This is a genomic window from Candidatus Yanofskybacteria bacterium (genome assembly GCA_016181175.1).
In the GTDB taxonomy this organism is placed as follows: domain Bacteria; phylum Patescibacteriota; class Minisyncoccia; order 2-02-FULL-40-12; family IGHO2-01-FULL-4-A; genus 2-01-FULL-44-17.
The window spans coordinates 291,902-310,546 of sequence record JACOZV010000001.1 but is presented as its reverse complement, the minus strand read 5'-3'; the positions used below and the strand labels follow the sequence as shown (position 1 = coordinate 310,546).

Genomic DNA, 18,645 nt, shown 5'->3' with positions numbered 1-18,645 from the left:
AAAAATTACAAAACAAAAGCCGATACCAATCGGCGGTTTTTATCACTCCCATAATTGCTAAGCAGAGGATGTTACTTACCGGCGGAGGCGCGCGCGTTTTGCGCCTGTCCAAGAGGGCCAGCAAAACACGTGCGCGTAGCCGGCAAATAATCTTTTTTGCTAATTAAATTTGTAATTTTTGATGTAACTCCAGGGTTTGCCTAATCAGGGCTTTCTTCTTTGTTCATGCTCTCTTCCAGAATCTTACGCAATCCACCGACATCAACTTCAACTTTTGGTCGCGGCACAACTGTTTTTGGCTCAAGTTTGCGCCCCTTAAAATCAACAGGACCGCTTTTTATGGCTTCTGAAAAAGAAATTGGTTTAATTGGTGGTTTAGATGAAGCAATGGGATTAGATCGCATGGGTCCAGGCACGGCCCTAACCTCGCTGGGTGCGGGACGATGCTGAAAAACTTGGGGTCTGGGTTCAAATCGTGTTGGAAGAGTATCGAATCGGTTTGACTCGCCATAATTTGGGCGTGGCGAACGCATTTCGCGTTGCGGACGTTCATCATAAAATCTGCCCGCGGTGGATTTGTCGAATCTGCTAATATCAGCAGTTACCGGGGCATGCCAGTCAGCAATTTTTTTCTCCACATCTTCACGGCGAGCAGAATAATGTTCTCTTGAATAGTCGATAATTCTTTGGCGATAACCGATGGGTAAGCGTTTAATTGTATCCATCGTCATTGCTGAAAAAGCGCGCGACGCCACACCGTCAATCATAAGCTTCAAATATATCTGCCTTTTGCCTAGATTAACTATATCGGTTGCCATGAATTCCGGCGCTAATTCTTTTTCCAGTAATTCTGCATCTTCTGCGCCCACTCTAAAAGAAACAATTGTTCCCACATTGCCAAAAACCGCATCTCTGACACCTTCGTCCATTTGTGCAACATACTGGTGTGCAATAACCAAACTTAAATGATATTTGCGGGCCTCCGATAAAATATTGGCGAATGAAGCAGTGGCAAAATTCTGGAATTCGTCTACCATAAGTATAAAATCCTTGCGCTCCCGCTCTGGCATGTCAACACGAGACATTGCCGCAAGCTGAATTTTGGTGATAATCAACGCACCAAGCAATCGCGAGGCATCTTCGCCGATTCTTCCCTTTGAAATATTGACCAGCAGAATCTTACCGTCGTCCATAATTTTTCGCATATCAAGCGTGGATTTCGATTGGCCAATAATGTTGCGGATTAAAGATGAGGATACGAACTGACCAACTTTGTTTTGTATCGCCGCTGTTGCCTCCGAAGCAAATCTGTCGGCGTATTTGGCAAATTCTTCAGTCCAAAACGCTTTTACAACCGGATCAGTTAGCTGATTCACAACTTTTGCCCGATATTCCTTCTCGGCAAGCATTCTATTAATGCCAAGCAGTGTCGCATCCGGAGTTTCCAACAAAGCCAAGATGGTGTTATTGAGGATGTATTCCATGCGCGGCGACCATACGTCAACCCATATTTTTTTGAATACGCCCATCACACCGTCAGCAACCAGGTGGCGCTTGTCTGGATCAACTTGTTCCATGACATTGAAAGCAATCGGATATTCCAAATCGGCAGGATTTATATAAATAACATCTTTTATTCTGTCTTCTGGAATGTAATCAAACAGGTCTTCAACAGGATCCCCGTGCGGATCAACAAAAGCAAGCCCCCTGCCATCCTGAATATCCTGTATGGCAATATTTTTGAGCAGTTCTGATTTGCCCATACCGGTTTTACCGATTACATACATATGGCGGCGGCGGTCATCCATCTTAACACCAAAAGTCACTTTCTTATTGCGAAAGTTAGTTTCACCAAATAATACGACTGGATTGTCATTCACTACGTTCATGAAAAATTTTTAAATTTTTAATTTTATAAATAATTTCTAATGTTTAAAAATTAAAAATTGGAAATTAAAAATTATCAACATTCTACCCTGTTGGTAAACCGGCAGGCGGTTGCCCCTTCTTCGCTTCAACCCTTGGAAATGCCGGCGCCTTCACGCCAATGCCAGGCAAATGGAATAATGTGGCTAGTTCTTCAGTGTTTAAAATTATAAACTGGTCGACAAAAGCCCTCTCGCGGTATTTCTGATAAAGATACTCCTTGCGCCTATATTCACGTTCACGATAAAAAAATCCTTTTTCCGAAGGGAAAAGCCATGGGAACCATCCTTTGTCCTTGGTAATAACCCTTTTATTGGGTTTGAAACTGTTAAGGTTATTGAAATAAAGCTGTTTGAACATGCCCATAACCGCTGAAATATGTGACCCATGAAAACGGTCTTTGCGCGCAATGTAAAAAAATCTATAACCGGATTTGAAGCCCAGTTTTGAAATTTTATTTTCAACCTGTTCAAGAGTAAATTTCTGACCCGGCGTAAGTTTTTGCGGTGAAAAATCTTCTTTTTTCTTTTCTTCCTGCGGTGGTGTTCCGCCAGGCAAAAGCTGGTCCACAAAGTCAACAGCTTTGCCAAGCGCATCGCGTTCAATTTTTGGCTCTTTGCCGACTAGTTTGTCTATCTCAATCTTTGCTTCTTTAACCCACGCATCGCCAGTAGCCCTTATTAAAAGCTGCACCCAGATGTGCTCGCCTGATTCCAACGCACTCATTATTTCTGCAAGCGGTGCCAGTGGATCCGTCCGCCTGAATTCGTCCTTGCCGGACTCCTCTTCAAAAAACGGATACGTTTTGACTGGATAGGCGTTTGGTTTTGAAAATACGAGTTCGGTGCCGAACATATCATAGTCATTGTTGGGCAAATGCTCGGGAAGTTGGCTTATGTAATCATCAGCAATTTTAATTTCCGCGTCTGGATACTGCGCGAAAATTTGAGCTTCGACTAAGTTGCGCAGGTCTTCTGGTGTCCTGACATAAAAGTTAATTTCACCGCCATTGCCAACGATTTCAAACGAAAACCAGGGCTGAACTTCGCCTTTAAAAAATTTGTCCTTCCAGCTTTTTGGTCCCGAATAAACAGCGTGAAGGCCAGAAAATATATTTTCAGCTATTTTGGGACTTTTTTGGACGTCAGGTGGAGGCTTAACCTCAAGTAAAACCCACCTGATGGAGAGCAGGTGCTTTTTTCTTTTATAAAAAAGCCAGCCGTCAAGTGCGCCGAAAAAAAATAAAAACGGGGTGAAAATCCACCAATAGAGCAAGATAAGAGAAAAAGCGGTTTTTAGTGGACTAAAAACGTCGTAGAACAAAATACAAAGTAATTAGTAACTCGTAACTGGTAACTGGAAAAATCAAAAAATAAATTACTGATTACTGGTTACTGATTACCGTTTACTGGAAGCATTTATGCTTCTTTAAGTGCGTAGACTCCATTGCCTTTTCTTTCAAAGACTTTGGGGTTCTGTAAATTTAAAAGAATCGTATTTTCTTTAACCATACGATTAGATAAAACCTGGGTTACAATGTCTTTTTTATGCATGGGCTGACCGGTAGAACGCAATATGTCAACTATAACATCTTTAACGGTTCCCGCCTTATATCCCCATTCGGTCAAACCGTATAAACCGCGGCCAACTAAAACAAATCTTTTGTCCTTGATTAGTTCGTTGTGAACTGTTTGTACATTAGCCTTGCGGTTACCAAAACTTGACGTATTAATCAATTGGGTTATTTCCCTGAAATGTCGGGGCTTACCATCACGCTTAAGCACAAGAAAGGCCTTATCTTTTACGCCACGAGGTTTTATGTCAGGCCAACTAGTCAAACCAAGCTGGCCAAAGTTGTTTTTGGCAATATTCTTAGAAACTGAAATAAAAGAAGCAACAGTTGCAGACGTTACATCTTTGAGGGTGGCACCAGATTTCTTATAAAAATCGACAACTGCCGATTCGGCAATTGGCGTCCCTAACTTTTTTAGAGCGTCGATAAAAGCAAAAATGGACTTATTAAATGATTCGGCATGCTGATCGGATAATGCCCAAAAAGTATTAAAATCATCAGTCTCAATAAATTTCCTGAGTCTGCCATCCAAAGAAAGAAAAAAGACTAGTGTAGCATTGGCCGGATTTTCTTTAGCAACACCCGAAAACTTTGCAAAAAGATTATCTTCGCTGGTTACACCTCCGGCTTGTTCAAGAGTGTTTTCAGCAAGGTCAACAAAGGGCTTCACCTTACTGGCCAGGCTGGAATTTAAATTTTCCCTAATCTGCTTTAGCGATGCTTCTTCAATCTGCCTGACTCTTTCACGAGTAATACCGTAGCTTTTACCAATCGATTCCAGCGTCTCTTTTTTGCCGGTTTTCAAACCAAAACGCCGGGATATCACATCCTTATTTCTGGTGTTTAAAACATAAAGCACCTGTCCGACTACCCCCCTGATTGTACTATTCAAATTTGTCAAGTATCACTTATGCCAACAAATAATAGTAAAAAGTAAACTAATTATTACTATTTTCTAACCATTAGTTGGTTGTTATTTATAAAGATACCATATAGTTTTAAATGGGTCAACTGCTTAACATATCAACATATAACCGTGCGCCTGACATGTCAATACCACCATATTTTTTAACTCTTGCGTCGATTGCTAAGCCAAACTAGAATCGGAGAAGCAACAAAAATTGAAGAATAAGCGCCTGAAAAAATACCTATAATTAGGGCTAAAGAAAAGTATTTTATTGATTCTCCTCCAAAAAAGTAAATCACAATCAGAGAAAATAGCGTTGTGAGGGTCGTATTAATGGAACGGACCAGGGTTTGTAAGACACTTTTGTGGACAAGTGCTCCGAAACTTTGATGAGAAATGCCCAAACGAAGCACGTTTTCTCTTACTCTATCAAAAATAACAACGGAGTCAGAAAGCGAATACCCCAAAATAGTTAATGCGGCCGCCACAAAAATTGCCGTAATCTCAATTCCATAATAATGCCCAAGTAACGCAAAAACGCCAACGGGTATAATAACATCATGAACCAGCGCAACAATGGCAGCTAAACCCATAGCCCAAGAGGAAAGAACGCGTGAAATTTTCCTAAAAACAAAAGCGAGATAAATAATTATAGCTATTAATAAAATTACTATTGCCTTAACGCTCTTATCTCTCAACTCATTGCCGACTACAGGACCTATGGAATCAAAGCGATTTTCCATTATCTCACCAAAACTTCCGGAAATCTTAGTTAAAATATCTTGATGAGTCTGCTCATTGATATCATTTAGCCTTATTAAAGCACCGTTGTCACCCACCGGATTTACATTTATGTTTTTGACACCGTCAATCCCGCTTATAATATTTTGTATTTCTCCGGTTGATGGACGAGGATTAACAAAGGCAATTTCCAGTAAAGAGCCGCCCTTGAAATCTACCCCAAAACGCAAACCAAAAACTGCCACCAAAATAACGGCCGCGACAGTCAGCGCCATGGAAATAAAAAACATAATTGTATATATGGGTTTCATCCAGTACGAGACAGGAAACGCTTCAATCTGTTTTTGAAGTAGCGTTTACCTGTTCCAGATTTAAAATACTTTTCTCTTTAACGAGCGTCATTCTCATCAAGACAAGCTTCATAGTAAATAAGTTCGTATGGGCCACGATATTTTGTATAAGTTGATTTTTTATTATTATGTTCATTGAAGCGTTTCCGTAAATCATAAGTAAAACCAACATAAAAGCGGCTTTTTTTATTTCTTAAAACATATGTATAAAACATGGTTTTGCTGTCTCGTTTGGGATTCATATTTAAAACATCCACTTTGTTTTCTCCATTTTGTGTCCAATAAACAACCTTAAAAATGATTTAGTAATAACAATGGCCGTAAACAAACTTGCCAAAACTCCGATTCCAAGCGTCAAAGCAAATCCCCTAACCACAGATGTTGAAAAAGCATACAGCACAAAAGCGCCGAGCAAAGTTGTAACGTGACTGTCACGGATTGAGTACCAAGCTCGGTGGAAACCGCTTGCAAATGACTGTGCTAAAGAATTGCCAGCCTTTAACTCTTCGCGCATTCTGGCAAAAATCAAAATATTGGCATCCACAGCCATACCCAAAGACAATATAAAACCTGCTATTCCGGCCAAAGTCAGCGTTACCGGAATTACTTTATAGACAGTCAGAACAATTGCAACATACACCAACAAAGCGACAACTGACACAAGGCCGGGCAAACGGTAAAACAATATCATGAAAATGGCTACCGCAAGCAATCCGTATAAGCCGGCCGTCAATGATTTTTGCAGTGATTCCTGCCCCAAAGAAGGGCCCACCGTCTGTTGTGAAATTAAATTTATCGGTACCGGCAGTGCCCCGGCATTAAGATTGTTAACTAAATCCCTGGCTTCTTTTATGGAAAAACTGCCACTGATCACGGCACGACCGCTTGGAATTTCGCTTTGAACCGTCGGTGCGCTTATGCCCACGCCGTCAACATAAATTGCAACACGCTTCCCAATATTTCGCTTTGTAATTTCAGCAAATAATTTTGCTCCGTCGTCGTTTAATTCCAGCGAAACCTCCGGTTGTGATGTTGTCTGATCAAATGTCAATTGGGAACGCTTAAGATATCGACCGGTTAAACCGGTTGGCTTAAAATACGGATCTTCAAACTGTTGCTTGTCCAGCACCAGTTCGGGGCTGTCCAAACTGGTGCTGGATGAACCTTTTTGTTGGGCTTCAATAATTTTTTGCGACTCTTCTGACGGACGTTCTTCTTTGAATTCCAAAAATGGCGTCTGACCAATCATCTGTATTGCCTGATTTACATCTTTGATGCCGGCCAATTCCACCACAAGACGATCGTTGCCTTCAATTTGCACCAACGGTTCTGCAACGCCAAAAAGATTAACTCTGCGCTCGATAACGTCACGCACACCAGACATAGCGTCACCAGCGCTTTGACCCTCGGTTCCAGACAAATCGGCTTGATAAACTAAGTGGGTACCGCCCAACAGGTCAAGACCAAGACGAAATGGCGGAATTTTAAACATACGTGGAATCTTATATTTTGAATTTTGGATTTTGAGTTTTGAATTTACTATGTCCGCGCCCATATCCCAACCTTGAGGATAAGCAAAAACGCCCAAAAACAGAGCAACGGCTAAAATTATCAATGGAGTAAATCTACGTAACACTTGTCCCGTTAGAAGTCGCTACTGTGTAGCCTTATACATAAGTTACGGCTAAACAATAAGACTTTAAATTATTTGCTAATTATGACCGCGAACCCGTTAGGGCGACTTCTAACGGGATTAAATTTGATAGTAAAATACTATTATTTAAAAATCAAGTCACCAAAAAATCAGCATAAGCTGATTTTTTTCTTGTTTTAATATAAACACTAGTCTTCCGGCAGTCGCTCCTTGCTTGTTCGGGGTTTTTGTTTATCCAACCACTCCTTGAGAAACAGTGTAGCTTTTACATCGTCCTCATTATATTTGATGATTTTGTCCATGATTTTTTGGTCATGCTTCTGCAACCAATCATTGTACCAAACCACCGATTCTGCTCCGCCAGCGTCATCGGCCTGCCATTTGAAGCCAAGATACTTGGCAACATCTTTTAGGCTGTAAAAATAAATTGGCAAAACTGCTGCTTCAATAAATTTCCAGTGTAAATCAATTGTATTATTTTTGAACTTATCTTCAAGCGCCACTGAAATACCATATTCATTGCCCAAACGCTTAAAAACTTCTCTTTCGTAATAAGAATAGTGATAAATGACAAAGTCATTAAGAGATTCGAGAAAATCCAAAAAATCACGCCACACCCTTTCCTCGTCCTTTTTATCCTGTGCCAAAAAATATTTGTATTCGGGTTTTTTGTTTCCGCTTTTTATGAGCATCCCAAAAAGATAATCGATGCCCTCCGTTGGATCAGATTCAATATCAAAATATATTTCGTTTTCTACTTGAGGAAACTCGCTTTTCTTGAGAACTTTTGGCTCGTTTGAAACCAGTACTTGGGCCTGATTATAAAAACGCAGGATTTTATCAAACGGCCAGTCTTCAAGCCGCGAACGTAAGTTATCCAAATCGGCTGAAGCCAAATCTTTTACGCTATGTATACCAAGTTCATAAAAACGCCGTTGGTCGTTCTGGCTCAACCTGTAAATCAACGAGACATCGTCGCAACCCTTTGTCTCATCAACACAAAGTGAATACCATGGCGATTGCTTGCAGCCACTTTTAAGAAATGGTGGCGGTTTTTCGCCGGCCAAAACTCGTTCAATTCTCTCCCTGGTCAAGTGAAAATAGTCAAGAAAGTCATCAACCATGAATGAACGCTCCTCGCCGTCAGAGTTGACGATAAAAGCATCGCGCGGCAAAACCCCCTGCAGTCGTTCCAAAATTAAACTGTAGAAAACCAGCTGGAATTTGTATTCGTCACGCATTTCTTTGCCGGTTTTAACATCATATACAACATAGTAATGGTCACCAAAGTTAGATTTCATTCCTTTCTCCACTGGCCGCGCTTCAAGCAGGTCCGGAATGCCAACCCAATTCTGATCCATCAACACACCGTGGTAGATATTTTTCCCTTGTTTCATCAGCTCAAGCGTAGACAAAAAAGCTTCATCAAGATCGCGAAAAAGTTCCGGCTTTATTTCTTCAAACTTGCGCGTCTGGATCATTTCTTTTTCATGCTTGAGACCGCCCCGGTGAATCATCTCTATCAGAGGAGGAATTCCACCCTTTTTGGTTTGATCGGCATAGATATCATACCAAATCCAATGCGGACATTGGAAAAATTTATAAAAATGTTCGCCGGTAAGTTTTGGTTTTTTATCAACCATTTTATTCATTTATATGTTTATGGTGCTCCGCATACATACAATATTGACACTCGGCATGAGACGGAGGTGGATTGTCTGAACGAGCCAAGGTAACGGCCTTAGCAAAAAGATCATAAATATAGCTTGGATCAGCATCCACATCACGTATTTCACCACGAAACGGCAAACGCCCTCTAAAACCGTCTGTTTTGTCTACCTGAAAAAATACGAAATACCCTTTTCGGGCAGTCTTATAACCGAGTTGTTCCAAAATATACGTATAGACATCCATCTGCATTTTGTAATCATCATAAACGGATATTTCCTTGGCACCTGAAGATTTATAATCTATCACCGCAAGCGAACCATCGGAAAACTCCAACATATCGTCAACCGCACCGAAAAGCGTGGCATCCAGACCCTCGTCGTGGTATTTAAGTCCTTCAAAATTATTGCGCCACTTTTGAAGCTGTCCTTGGTCAGAAAAAAGATGAGCTTCCGCCAGCCCATCAAATCCAACTAAAACCGGGTGCATCTCTCCCCTCTCCCGATACTCGTCAAACTCATGCTTAAGCAACTGGTCTACTGCTATTGAAAGCGTGTACGGATAGCCCTGCGGCCGACCGATACCCTTATGCTTGTATAACCAAAAACAGCGCGGACATTCTTTCATCAGCTGAATATTGGCGCGGGATATTTTTAGTAGTTTTGAGGTTCTTACAAACGACATTCAAGAATTTTTAATTTCCAATTTTTAATTTTTAAATAAATATCAATGTTTAAAAATTAACAACTGCCTTCTTTAATAAATCTCCCTGTTTGATTTTTAACACCACATCCATTCCCTTAACCACTTTGCCAAATACCGTGTGTTTGCCATAGAGATGTTGTTGGGGTTTAGTTGTCACGATAAAAAACTGACTGCCATTGGTATTAGGTCCGGCATTAGCCATGGCAATGTAACCCGGATCCACAGGCAATGACTGAAGGATGTTGCTATATTTATAACCTTGCGCTTCATATTGGGCAATTAGTTCATCCGGAGCGCCAAGTGATTTGAGGTTAATTTCGTCTTCAAATTGATAACCGGGCCCGCCTGTGCCCACGCGAGGATCGTCAGTTTTAGATAATGGATCGCCCCCTTGTATCATAAAATCGTCAATGACCCGATGAAACTTGGTGCCATCGTAGAAACCCGATGCGGCTAATTTTACAAAGTTAGCAACGGTTTTGGGCGCCACTTTCTGGTAAAGTTCAAGCTCAATATTGCCGCGAGCGGTTACCAGTATGGCTTTGACTACATCTGGCAATGGTTCTTGTGACTGAATGTCTACAGGAGCAGTCGGTGTCGGTGACGGCTCTGGCGATGCGCTTACATTGACGCCACCACCTTTCTTCATGGCAAAATAACCACCAAGGGCTACGACCGCTATTGCGAAAAGTAAAACTAAAATTTTCATGTTAAGCCAACTCTATCAAATTGCTAAGTTCCTGTAAAATTTCATCGGGTATGGGTACGGTTTTGCCAACCGGACTTACGCCGGGGTAACGCCACGCGGAAATTATTCTTATCTTATTTTGCTTGAAATCAAAAACCGGTGACTTATTGTTACTTGTGCGTCCAGAACCCACGGGTTGAAACATCACCCACACTTCTTGCGGTTTATTCTTGTTGCTAGTCGACTGCATAACTGCAACGGTATTGGTCGCAATGCCAACTTCTTTACGTTTAGGAAATCTAGTTATACGTTTTATTAAACTTTCAGAAATCCCGTAATAAACCATCTTGCCTTTAACATGGTTAGTCCACTGGTATTTATCGTCGTTTTTAGGAGGTTTAAATTGCATCAGTCTGTTGAGTAAACAATCTTTCCGGCTTCAAAAATGTGGAAAGTGTTGTTCTCTTCAGAAACAGTAAAAACGGCGGTATTTTTAAAAACATGAGAAGAAGTAATGGCAAAAAGATGTCTTGAATGGACTTTTTGCTTGAAACCAAACTGTTCTGACAAGTCCTTGAACTGACCCGGATTTATCGCGTCGGCAACCATTCGGGGACGCAAACCTTCCAATATAACGCCGGAGTGTTGTATCACGCCGTTACCATCTATCAGGATAGCACCGTCAAAACCAACCGTAGACTCCACCTCAAGATACCAATCAGAGTGATTTTCTATATCGTTCAGGTTTATGCGGTGAGCAACAAAAATATCCTGAGCGGCATCAGAAATATCCGTATATTCCTGCCATTTATCCTGCCAGCCAAGTATTATAAAAAGACCAAAATTTTTTTGATGGGCCATAAGATTCAAAACCAGCTCGGTGGTTTTTATTTTAAGCAAAAGCGGTAAAGACACGTCCGACTTGAGAAATATATCTCTCGTCTCCGAAATTACTTTTTGAATATTCATCCCGTACGAGACAGGAAATGCTTTATGCATTTCCGTTGATTATAAGTAATCCCGCCATAAATGACAACTAATAACACGGCAATTATTTAGCAAGGTAAAAATTAGCTGTCTCGTTCGGGATTCATTATTAACTTTCTTTTGCAAAGCCGGCAACAAGTTTAGAACTTGAAGCGATTTTGCCTCCTCGTCCGACATTAAAAACCACCTTGCATCCTATTTTTTTGCAAACAGCAATTTCTGGAATATTACCTTCGTTTCTGTCGCCGCCGTTTGCAAAAATGTGGGGCCGAATTTTTTTCAGTTCGGCACGCACACTCATATCTAACGTCTTAGACGAATGTTTAGTAAGAATTACCCGATCAACCCCCTTGATTGCCTCAATGACTTCCTTGCGTTCTTTTTCAGACATAAACACGTAACCTTTTTTCTTTTTCAACCAGTTGTCGTTATTTAGAATGACAACAAGCTCATCGCCCAACTTCTTGGCTTCCTGGAAAAGACGTATGTGGCCCGGATGAAGCGGATCCATACCGCCTGACACGACTATAATAATTTTATTTTTGTTTTTCATGAAAGATAAAAAGCAAATGCTTTCCAAGTGGGGACGGGTTGACCCCGTTAGAAGTGGCCTCGCCGATGTCCTTCGGACTCGTGCCATTAGGCACGAGCGAGACTTCTAACGGGGTTGACTCTATTAATATTAACAGTTAATTTTAAACATGAAAGCGGCTTAAAATCAGGTGAGGTCTAAAATGCTTAGTGAGCTTGAGGAAGATGCACGCAGCTTAGGAATTAAAGACCTGTGCCCCAACAAAGGACGCTTCCATCCGCTCTGCGGCAATTCTCCTTTCCGCTATGGAATAAAGCGCAATGGCACTATTGTGGAATGGTGTACGGAATGCGGGCAATTTGTTTACCCGAACAATCTGAAGACTTGCCCCAACTGCAAATCGGCAATTGACCTCCAAAATCCTCAAGATAGGCACATTAAAAATAATGGCAAAGAAACTAGAATTGTCTGCCCAATTAGAGAGTAAATTTTTTTGTCACCCGTTGGTCCAACCAACGGTTTTTTATCCTCACTTTCCATGACACTTCTTATATTTTTTACCAGACCCGCAAGGGCAGGGATCATTCCTGCCTATTTTATTATGGTCATGAACATTTGCCAACCGACTTTGTTCTTGATCATTGCGACGCTTTTCTTCAATTACCATAGCATTCGATTTCTGAACTCCAGATGAAGCAAGAGCATGCTGCGTTCCCTTACGGCTTCGTTCGGGGTGAACAAATCCTACTTTAAAAATCATGCCGGCGACTTGCGCGCCGATTGCCTCTTGCAATTGGTTGAACATTTTCTGGCCTTCTATTTTATACTCAACCAACGGGTCACGCTGACCGTAGGCGCGTAAACGCACCGAATCACGCAGATATTCCATTTGCTCAAGATGGTCAACCCACAATTCGTCAATCACACGTAGTAAAACCATTTTTTCAAGATGCCTCATTGCTTCAACACCAACCTGCTTTTCACGTGCAGCATAGGCATCATCAATTATTTTGTGAGAAAATTCTGATAATTGGTTCGGGTCCTTTGTGGTTGAAATTTCTTTTAACTTGCCGTGCAGGTCATTTTCAATGGGTATAATAGTTTTGATGTTTTCGGCAATTTCTTCAATATTCCATCCCTCACTAAAAGATTCCGAAGTGACACTTGTATGGAATTGCAAAATTTTATCAATTTGATTGTGGACATAATCTAGTGTTTTTTCTCTGGTATTAGCCGATCTAAGTATATCGTTGCGCAATCCATAAATCGCTGTTCTGTGCTTATTCATTACATCGTCATATTCTAAGACGTATTTTCTTATGTCAAAGTTGTTGCCCTCAATCTTGGATTGCGCTTGTTCAATAGCGCGTGAAATAAATCGGTTTTCAATAACATCATCCTCGCCCACTCCCAAGCGATCCATGAGGTTCTTTAAACGGTCACCGCCGAATATGCGCACTAATTCATCTTCGGTGGATACAAAAAATTGTGAGGAACCGGGATCGCCTTGACGACCAGCGCGCCCGCGCAATTGGTTGTCAATCCGTCTCGCCTCGTGTCTCTCAGTGCCCATAACGTGCAAACCACCATATTCGCGAACCCTGATTGCTTCTTCTGTGTCTAGCGGATTGCCGCCAAGAATAATATCAACTCCCCTTCCCGCCATATTGGTCGCTACCGTTACGGCACCCGGACGACCAGCTTGAGCAATGATTTCACCTTCCTGCTCGTGATTTTTAGCATTTAATACTTTATGCGGAATACCTTCCCGATTGAGATGAACCGATAAAAGTTCATTCTTGGTAATCGCCGCGGTGCCGACAAGCACCGGTTGACCCCTCAAATGACGATCTTTGATTTCAGCGACAATCGCCCTTAATTTGCCGGCTTCAGTTTTGTAAATGCGATCGGGTAAATCGTTACGAACCATTTGTTTATTTGTCGGAATTGAAACAACATCAAGTTTGTAAACTTTGTGGAATTCTTCAGCAGATGTCTGCGCCGTACCGGTCATGCCTGCCAGTTTTTTGTACAAACGAAAATAATTTTGAAAAGTAATCGTGGCAAATGTGCGCGATTCTTTCTGCACGTAAACGCCCTCCTTAGCCTCCACGGCCTGATGCAATCCCTCCGACCAGCGTCGGCCCGGCATCAAACGCCCCGTAAACTCATCAACTATAATAACTTCTCCATCTTTAACAACGTAGTCTTTGTCGCGGTGAAAAAGTATTTCCGCCTTTAACGCTTGCTCAAGGTGGTGGACATAGCGAGTACCGCCTTCTTCGTAAATATTTTTTAAGTTAAGCATGCCTTCAACTTTTTCAATACCTTTCTCGGTAATTGACACGGCCTTTAATTTTTCATCAACATTGTAATCTTCGTTTTCATGAAGACGCGGAACGATTTTGGCAAAAGTTTCGTAAAGTTTGGTTGAATCGGAGTCTGGCGCGGAAATAATGAGTGGAGTGCGCGCTTCATCTATCAAAATGGAATCAATCTCGTCTACTATTGCGTAATTGTGGGATTTAGTTTGTGCAATTTGCACCAGCTCATAAGCCATATTGTCACGCAGATAATCAAAACCGAATTCATTGTTGGTACCATAGGTTATGTCCGCCTCGTAAGCCTCTTGTCTTGTAACCGGTCTTAAGAATTCATGCACAACCCGAAATGAACCGGTTGTATCGCGTATTTCATCTAACTTTTCTGATTTTTCATTTTCCTTTTCACTTTTAAATTTTAAATTATCATTTTGAATTTCACTATGTAGCGGATCGTATACAAAAGATGATTCGTGGTTAATACATCCCACAGTTAATCCAAGCAAGTGATATATTTGACCCATCCAAACCGCATCGCGTCGTGAAAGATAATCGTTAACGGTTACTATGTGGACACCGCGCCCAGTAAGCGCATTGAGATAGGCTGGCAGAGTTGCGACCAAAGTCTTGCCTTCACCGGTTTTCATTTCAGAAATTTTACCTTGATGAAGCGCTACGCCACCCATCAGCTGAACATCAAAGTGCCTCTGGCCAAGCGTGCGCTTGGATGCTTCACGGACCATAGCAAAGGCGTCAGGCAATATGTCATCTGGTGATTCACCACCAGCAAGCCGTTGTTTAAATTCAGTTGTCTTGCTCCGAAGTTCATCAAATGAAAAACGCTCGAACGTCGGTTCGAGCTCGTTTATTTTCTGGACAATCGGCTTGTAACTATCAACTGTCCGCTGATTGGCATCACCGAATATTTTGGATAATAAATTCATGACCGTTTTGGAATCCTCTGTGTATCTCTAATTTTAGATTTAAATTTTTTGATTTGACGTTCAACTTCGTCCCTAGCAAAGTCAATGGCGGTTCGAAGATCCACGTGTTCGGTAGTAGCTCTCAATAACTTGCCGCCTATTTTGAGGTTAATCTCGGCATAATAAACCGGGCCTTTTTGGTGATGACTAGAGGGCTTACCAATTTCAATACGCGCCTCGGTTAATTGTTCACCTGGCTTAAAAAGCTTGGCAATCGTATCCATCTTTTGTTTAACAAAAATTTCTATTGACGGAGTCAGCTCCAGGTTTTTAGTATGAATCATTGTACGCATATATGAACGGGCTTAGCGAATAATACCTTATAGCACCGTCAAAAGTGTTAATTGCATGGTTTGATTTTGTTACAATATTTCTTCAACAAAATCAAAATTAATATTTTTGACGGAATGCAGTCGCCTCGCTGGGGCGACAAATGGTGATAGAAGGTATTATTCGCTAAGCCCCTATAATTTATCACAAAATAAACAAATTGAAAACCCCGCAACGCGGGGTTTTCGGAGTACGCCTTCCGGCGCGAAGAAGCTTATATTCTCTTCTTCTTCTTTGCCTTCTTTTTCTTTGCCATTTGGCTTTGAAGTCACGAGACAACTTTTTGCTAGTTCCTAGAAACTAGTTTCTAGCGATCAGTTATCTCGCCCTCCTAATATGACGACTGACCAAGCCGTCAAAAGTTTTCAAAAATATTTTTGTTATCAAAAATATTTTCCACTTACTTATTAATTATATCACGAAAAAATTTTTTTATTATAAAAAAGTGGATAACTTGGCGGCAAATTAAAACCGCCTTAATGGCGGGTTAAAACTCTCCGATTTGAATAATTTCTTCTTCCAGTAAAATTCCTGATTGTTCAAGAACGCGGCTCTTGGCAACTTTAATCAGCTTAAGAAAATCGCTTGCAATGGCGCCACCAAGATTTATAAAAAAATTGGCATGCTCGTAAGATATCATCGCCCCGCCAATGCACATACCCTTAAGACCGGCTCTTTCAATAAGCAAACCGGCTGATACTTTTTCACCGTCAACATCCGGATTTTTAAAAATGCAACCAACGCTGGGCGATTTTGGCTGACTTGTCTGGCGCAATTTTCTTATTCTTTTTGTTTCTTTTACAACTAGTTCTCTGTCTTTTGGCTCAAATTTTAAACGACAGCCAGTAATAATCCAGTTGGGATTTCTTTTAAAAATACTCTGGCGATAGCCGAACAGAACCGGGTCTTTTTTTATAGTTTTAAAATATTCCCCGTCAAAAAACATAACCTCCTCAACCACATCCCAGAACTGTCCGCCGTAACAACCGGCATTTCCGAAGATTGCACCGCCAACAGTGCCGGGTAAACCTGCAAAACACTCCAATCCCATGTAACCATTTTCGTACAGCGTAACCAGTTCAGAAACTAATACTCCCGCTTCAACCCATAATTCGTCATTGTAAAAATGCACCCGCGACATGCCCATGCGCAAAACTAATCCCCGAAAACCGGAATCGGCAAACATAATATTAGAACCACGCCCAAGAACAAAAATATCAAGTCCGTTTTCTTTTGCAAATTCATGAGTTTCGCACAGATTAACAAAAAACTCCGCCTTGGCTTCCTGAATGTAAGTTTCTTCAGACCTGGAATTATATGTTTTGATCCTTTTGATATCAGTAAAATAGTCAGCCGTACCGCCCACTCCCAGCGTAGAGTAGCCGGCCAATGGAACATTTTGTCTTATAAAGTCCGGCAACTTCATATTTATCCTCCCAATTTTGAAAAAACTATTCCACTATACTAGTCCCGATCTTGTAGAAATTCAACTCTCTTATATTAACTTCAAAAATAGCGTCCCACGCACGGCCAGAAGCAGTGAATTGCGCGCCGCTTATATCTAACCAGTGGCGGACACCAATCTTATCAATACTATAAACTCGCTGGCTATCAGCATAACGGACAAGGTCGCTTTCCTGATACTGATTTAATATAGACGGTTCAACTTCCGTTACTTTTTCAAAACCAAGTCCGGGATAAAAATTGAAAATCCTTGAATCTATTATGTGTCTTCGCCATTTACCCTTTACGACATAAACCTTGTAATCTCCGCGCGCGCGGATCAAAGAACCGTCGGGAAAATTATTTTTAGGTATTTCGTATTTAGTATCAGACACAGATGGCACAGAATCAGCCATTACAGAAACGGGTGCGGAAATGATTGACGGCACCGAAGCAACACGTTCAAAAGTAGTATCCAACCGTACGGACGTTTCATTAATAAAAAAATTGGAAAGTTTGTCTTTTTTAATAGGCAAAATCAAAACTCTTCTAACATCGGCTCCTATGTTTGAAACATAAATAGCGTTAGAACTAGGCGTAGGATTGAAAATGTATAATTGATGTTTACCAGTAGAATCAAAAACAACATAAGGAACGTAAAAACTGGCCAGTGACGACGAGGTAAAAGAAATCTTCAAGACGTTCTTCTGACCAGGCGCAAGTTGAATAAGATCGTACCATCTGCCTTGCCAATCTTTTATAGAACCAGAAACAAGAAATGCAGCATTATCGTCAAGATTACTTAAGGTTTTTGTGGCTGACACCTTGAAATTGGCCAAGTCTATCCTTGAATAACCAAATTTACCGTTATAAGAATCGTCGTTCAAGTAATTAGAAATAAGCCAATCTCGATAAACATCAGTGAAGTTGTCGGAAAATCCGTTTTGCGAAAGCGCATAATTAAAACTGGGTATACTTTTAAGATTATTCTTCAGTGTATCGGCTATTACTTGAGGCGACCAGTGTTCGGCTATATATTCACTGAACATGCCAATCTGACCGTAATCTGCCGGAAGGTTTTTCCATTCGGTTAAACTGTCGGATGGCGCATCTGATAAATCAAGGCTACGCTTTTCTAAATTTGAACCCAGGAAGATATCGTTATAACCAAGCAGGGTGGGCGCGTATTCCGACCTCAACTCATTGAGCCAAATGTCATCGTAGATATTTCGGAGTTTTTCTTTTTGATTAAAAGAAATAAGGTGCTGAAATTCATGGGCTAGAAAAATAAACATCCTGGCTTGATCAGCCACTTCTTTGACGTTCAGATAAATAATCTCCCTCTGGTTAGAGTTGTTGGCTTCGGAAATGCTATACTGATTAACCGCATCAAAATAACCACCGGCGTTTTCTATAAGCGGCGCCATTAGAATCGTAATACGAGAATCGCCATCAATACCCGGATTGGGTTCGGAACCGAAAAATTGAGTCTCAATAGGATAAATACGTCCGTCGAACTCACGAGCAATAATTTCTACTTTGTTCAAAACCTGATTACGCGCATTCGTACTTATGACATTCCAATAGTCATCAGCAATATAAAAATAGGCGTGTTCTGAAACATGCCTAAGGGTAGCCGAAGTTGACTCGCGTGATTGAGCGTCATATTGCGAACTGATAAAAAACCGCTGATTTTGGCCAAGAGTATCTGCACTCGCGCTAAAAGAAACCGAAATAAAAAATACAAAAATAGAAACAGTGTACAACTTAATTTTATTTTCCATTCTAATAATCTTACACTAATATTAAAAACCGGCCTAGCCGGTTTTTAATTGCT

The 18,645-nt window shown here is 41.1% G+C and carries 16 protein-coding genes and 1 pseudogene; 1 reads left to right on the top strand and 16 read right to left on the bottom strand.

The window, feature by feature from the left end; translation table 11 throughout:
- Nucleotides 1-200: 200 nt before the first annotated feature.
- The 12 genes and pseudogenes from HYT61_01540 to HYT61_01485 form a co-directional block, all read right to left on the bottom strand.
- On the bottom strand, nt 201-1,889 hold the full coding sequence (locus tag HYT61_01540) for a type IV secretion system DNA-binding domain-containing protein (GenBank protein ID MBI2062906.1): 1,689 nt from the start codon (nt 1,887-1,889) through the stop codon (nt 201-203).
- An 82-nt stretch (nt 1,890-1,971) separates the two neighbouring features.
- Nucleotides 1,972-3,249 carry a hypothetical protein gene (locus HYT61_01535; protein MBI2062905.1) on the bottom strand — a complete coding sequence of 426 codons (1,278 nt, stop codon included), beginning with the start codon at nt 3,247-3,249 and terminating at the stop codon, nt 1,972-1,974.
- A gap of 95 nt (nt 3,250-3,344) precedes the next feature.
- Nucleotides 3,345-4,391, bottom strand: coding sequence for a hypothetical protein (locus HYT61_01530; protein ID MBI2062904.1), 1,047 nt, complete (start codon nt 4,389-4,391; stop codon nt 3,345-3,347).
- Between the two features lie 176 nt (nt 4,392-4,567).
- Entirely contained in the window at nt 4,568-5,458 is an 891-nt protein-coding gene (secF, locus tag HYT61_01525) for a protein translocase subunit SecF (GenBank protein ID MBI2062903.1), read from the bottom strand.
- Nucleotides 5,455-5,712 (bottom strand): annotated as a pseudogene (locus HYT61_01520) (GIY-YIG nuclease family protein). Before HYT61_01520 ends, secF begins: the two are co-directional and overlap by 4 nt.
- Nucleotides 5,713-5,741: 29 nt before the next feature.
- Nucleotides 5,742-7,052, bottom strand: a complete 1,311-nt coding sequence (secD, locus tag HYT61_01515) for a protein translocase subunit SecD (protein ID MBI2062902.1) — start codon at nt 7,050-7,052, stop codon at nt 5,742-5,744.
- A gap of 287 nt (nt 7,053-7,339) precedes the next feature.
- The gene (locus tag HYT61_01510) at nt 7,340-8,803 is read right to left on the bottom strand and encodes a TM0106 family RecB-like putative nuclease (GenBank protein MBI2062901.1); all 1,464 of its coding nucleotides are present in this window, start codon (nt 8,801-8,803) and stop codon (nt 7,340-7,342) included.
- Nucleotides 8,796-9,503 carry a PD-(D/E)XK nuclease family protein gene (locus HYT61_01505; GenBank protein ID MBI2062900.1) on the bottom strand — a complete coding sequence of 236 codons (708 nt, stop codon included), beginning with the start codon at nt 9,501-9,503 and terminating at the stop codon, nt 8,796-8,798. The genes HYT61_01510 and HYT61_01505 overlap by 8 nt, the downstream gene beginning before the upstream one ends.
- A 49-nt stretch (nt 9,504-9,552) precedes the next feature.
- Nucleotides 9,553-10,173 carry a peptidylprolyl isomerase gene (locus HYT61_01500; protein MBI2062899.1) on the bottom strand — a complete coding sequence of 207 codons (621 nt, stop codon included), beginning with the start codon at nt 10,171-10,173 and terminating at the stop codon, nt 9,553-9,555.
- 61 nt (nt 10,174-10,234) lie between these two features.
- A complete protein-coding gene (locus HYT61_01495; GenBank protein MBI2062898.1) occupies nt 10,235-10,621 on the bottom strand; it encodes a hypothetical protein in 387 nt (128 codons plus the stop codon).
- Complete coding sequence (locus HYT61_01490; GenBank protein ID MBI2062897.1) at nt 10,621-11,181, bottom strand: hypothetical protein; 561 nt, start codon at nt 11,179-11,181, stop codon at nt 10,621-10,623. Before HYT61_01490 ends, HYT61_01495 begins: the two co-directional genes overlap by 1 nt.
- Before the next feature lie 127 nt (nt 11,182-11,308).
- On the bottom strand, nt 11,309-11,752 hold the full coding sequence (locus tag HYT61_01485) for an adenylyltransferase/cytidyltransferase family protein (GenBank protein ID MBI2062896.1): 444 nt from the start codon (nt 11,750-11,752) through the stop codon (nt 11,309-11,311).
- 181 nt (nt 11,753-11,933) lie between these two features.
- Here HYT61_01485 and HYT61_01480 point away from each other — a divergent pair, with 181 nt between their 5' ends.
- On the top strand, nt 11,934-12,218 hold the full coding sequence (locus tag HYT61_01480; protein MBI2062895.1) for a hypothetical protein: 285 nt from the start codon (nt 11,934-11,936) through the stop codon (nt 12,216-12,218).
- A gap of 42 nt (nt 12,219-12,260) precedes the next feature.
- Here HYT61_01480 and secA read toward each other — a convergent pair whose 3' ends face one another.
- From secA to HYT61_01460, 4 genes are all read right to left on the bottom strand, one after another.
- A complete protein-coding gene (secA, locus tag HYT61_01475) occupies nt 12,261-14,996 on the bottom strand; it encodes a preprotein translocase subunit SecA (protein MBI2062894.1) in 2,736 nt (911 codons plus the stop codon).
- On the bottom strand, nt 14,993-15,319 hold the full coding sequence (raiA, locus tag HYT61_01470; protein ID MBI2062893.1) for a ribosome-associated translation inhibitor RaiA: 327 nt from the start codon (nt 15,317-15,319) through the stop codon (nt 14,993-14,995). Before raiA ends, secA begins: the two co-directional genes overlap by 4 nt.
- 533 nt (nt 15,320-15,852) lie before the next feature.
- Nucleotides 15,853-16,791 carry a UDP-N-acetylmuramate dehydrogenase gene (gene murB, locus HYT61_01465; protein MBI2062892.1) on the bottom strand — a complete coding sequence of 313 codons (939 nt, stop codon included), beginning with the start codon at nt 16,789-16,791 and terminating at the stop codon, nt 15,853-15,855.
- A gap of 25 nt (nt 16,792-16,816) precedes the next feature.
- Nucleotides 16,817-18,592, bottom strand: a complete 1,776-nt coding sequence (locus HYT61_01460) for a hypothetical protein (GenBank protein MBI2062891.1) — start codon at nt 18,590-18,592, stop codon at nt 16,817-16,819.
- Nucleotides 18,593-18,645: the final 53 nt, after the last annotated feature.

Coding starts and splice junctions, on each gene's coding strand:
- HYT61_01540 (MBI2062906.1), bottom strand. CDS start 1,889: ATGAACGTAGTGAATGACAATCCAGTCGTATTATTTGGTGAAACTAAC.
- secF (MBI2062903.1), bottom strand. CDS start 5,458: ATGAAACCCATATATACAATTATGTTTTTTATTTCCATGGCGCTGACT.
- secD (MBI2062902.1), bottom strand. CDS start 7,052: ATGGGCGCGGACATAGTAAATTCAAAACTCAAAATCCAAAATTCAAAA.
- HYT61_01510 (MBI2062901.1), bottom strand. CDS start 8,803: ATGAATAAAATGGTTGATAAAAAACCAAAACTTACCGGCGAACATTTT.
- HYT61_01505 (MBI2062900.1), bottom strand. CDS start 9,503: ATGTCGTTTGTAAGAACCTCAAAACTACTAAAAATATCCCGCGCCAAT.
- HYT61_01500 (MBI2062899.1), bottom strand. CDS start 10,173: ATGAAGAAAGGTGGTGGCGTCAATGTAAGCGCATCGCCAGAGCCGTCA.
- HYT61_01495 (MBI2062898.1), bottom strand. CDS start 10,621: ATGCAATTTAAACCTCCTAAAAACGACGATAAATACCAGTGGACTAAC.
- HYT61_01490 (MBI2062897.1), bottom strand. CDS start 11,181: ATGAATATTCAAAAAGTAATTTCGGAGACGAGAGATATATTTCTCAAG.
- HYT61_01485 (MBI2062896.1), bottom strand. CDS start 11,752: ATGAAAAACAAAAATAAAATTATTATAGTCGTGTCAGGCGGTATGGAT.
- HYT61_01480 (MBI2062895.1), top strand. CDS start 11,934: ATGCTTAGTGAGCTTGAGGAAGATGCACGCAGCTTAGGAATTAAAGAC.
- secA (MBI2062894.1), bottom strand. CDS start 14,996: ATGAATTTATTATCCAAAATATTCGGTGATGCCAATCAGCGGACAGTT.
- raiA (MBI2062893.1), bottom strand. CDS start 15,319: ATGATTCATACTAAAAACCTGGAGCTGACTCCGTCAATAGAAATTTTT.
- murB (MBI2062892.1), bottom strand. CDS start 16,791: ATGAAGTTGCCGGACTTTATAAGACAAAATGTTCCATTGGCCGGCTAC.
- HYT61_01460 (MBI2062891.1), bottom strand. CDS start 18,592: ATGGAAAATAAAATTAAGTTGTACACTGTTTCTATTTTTGTATTTTTT.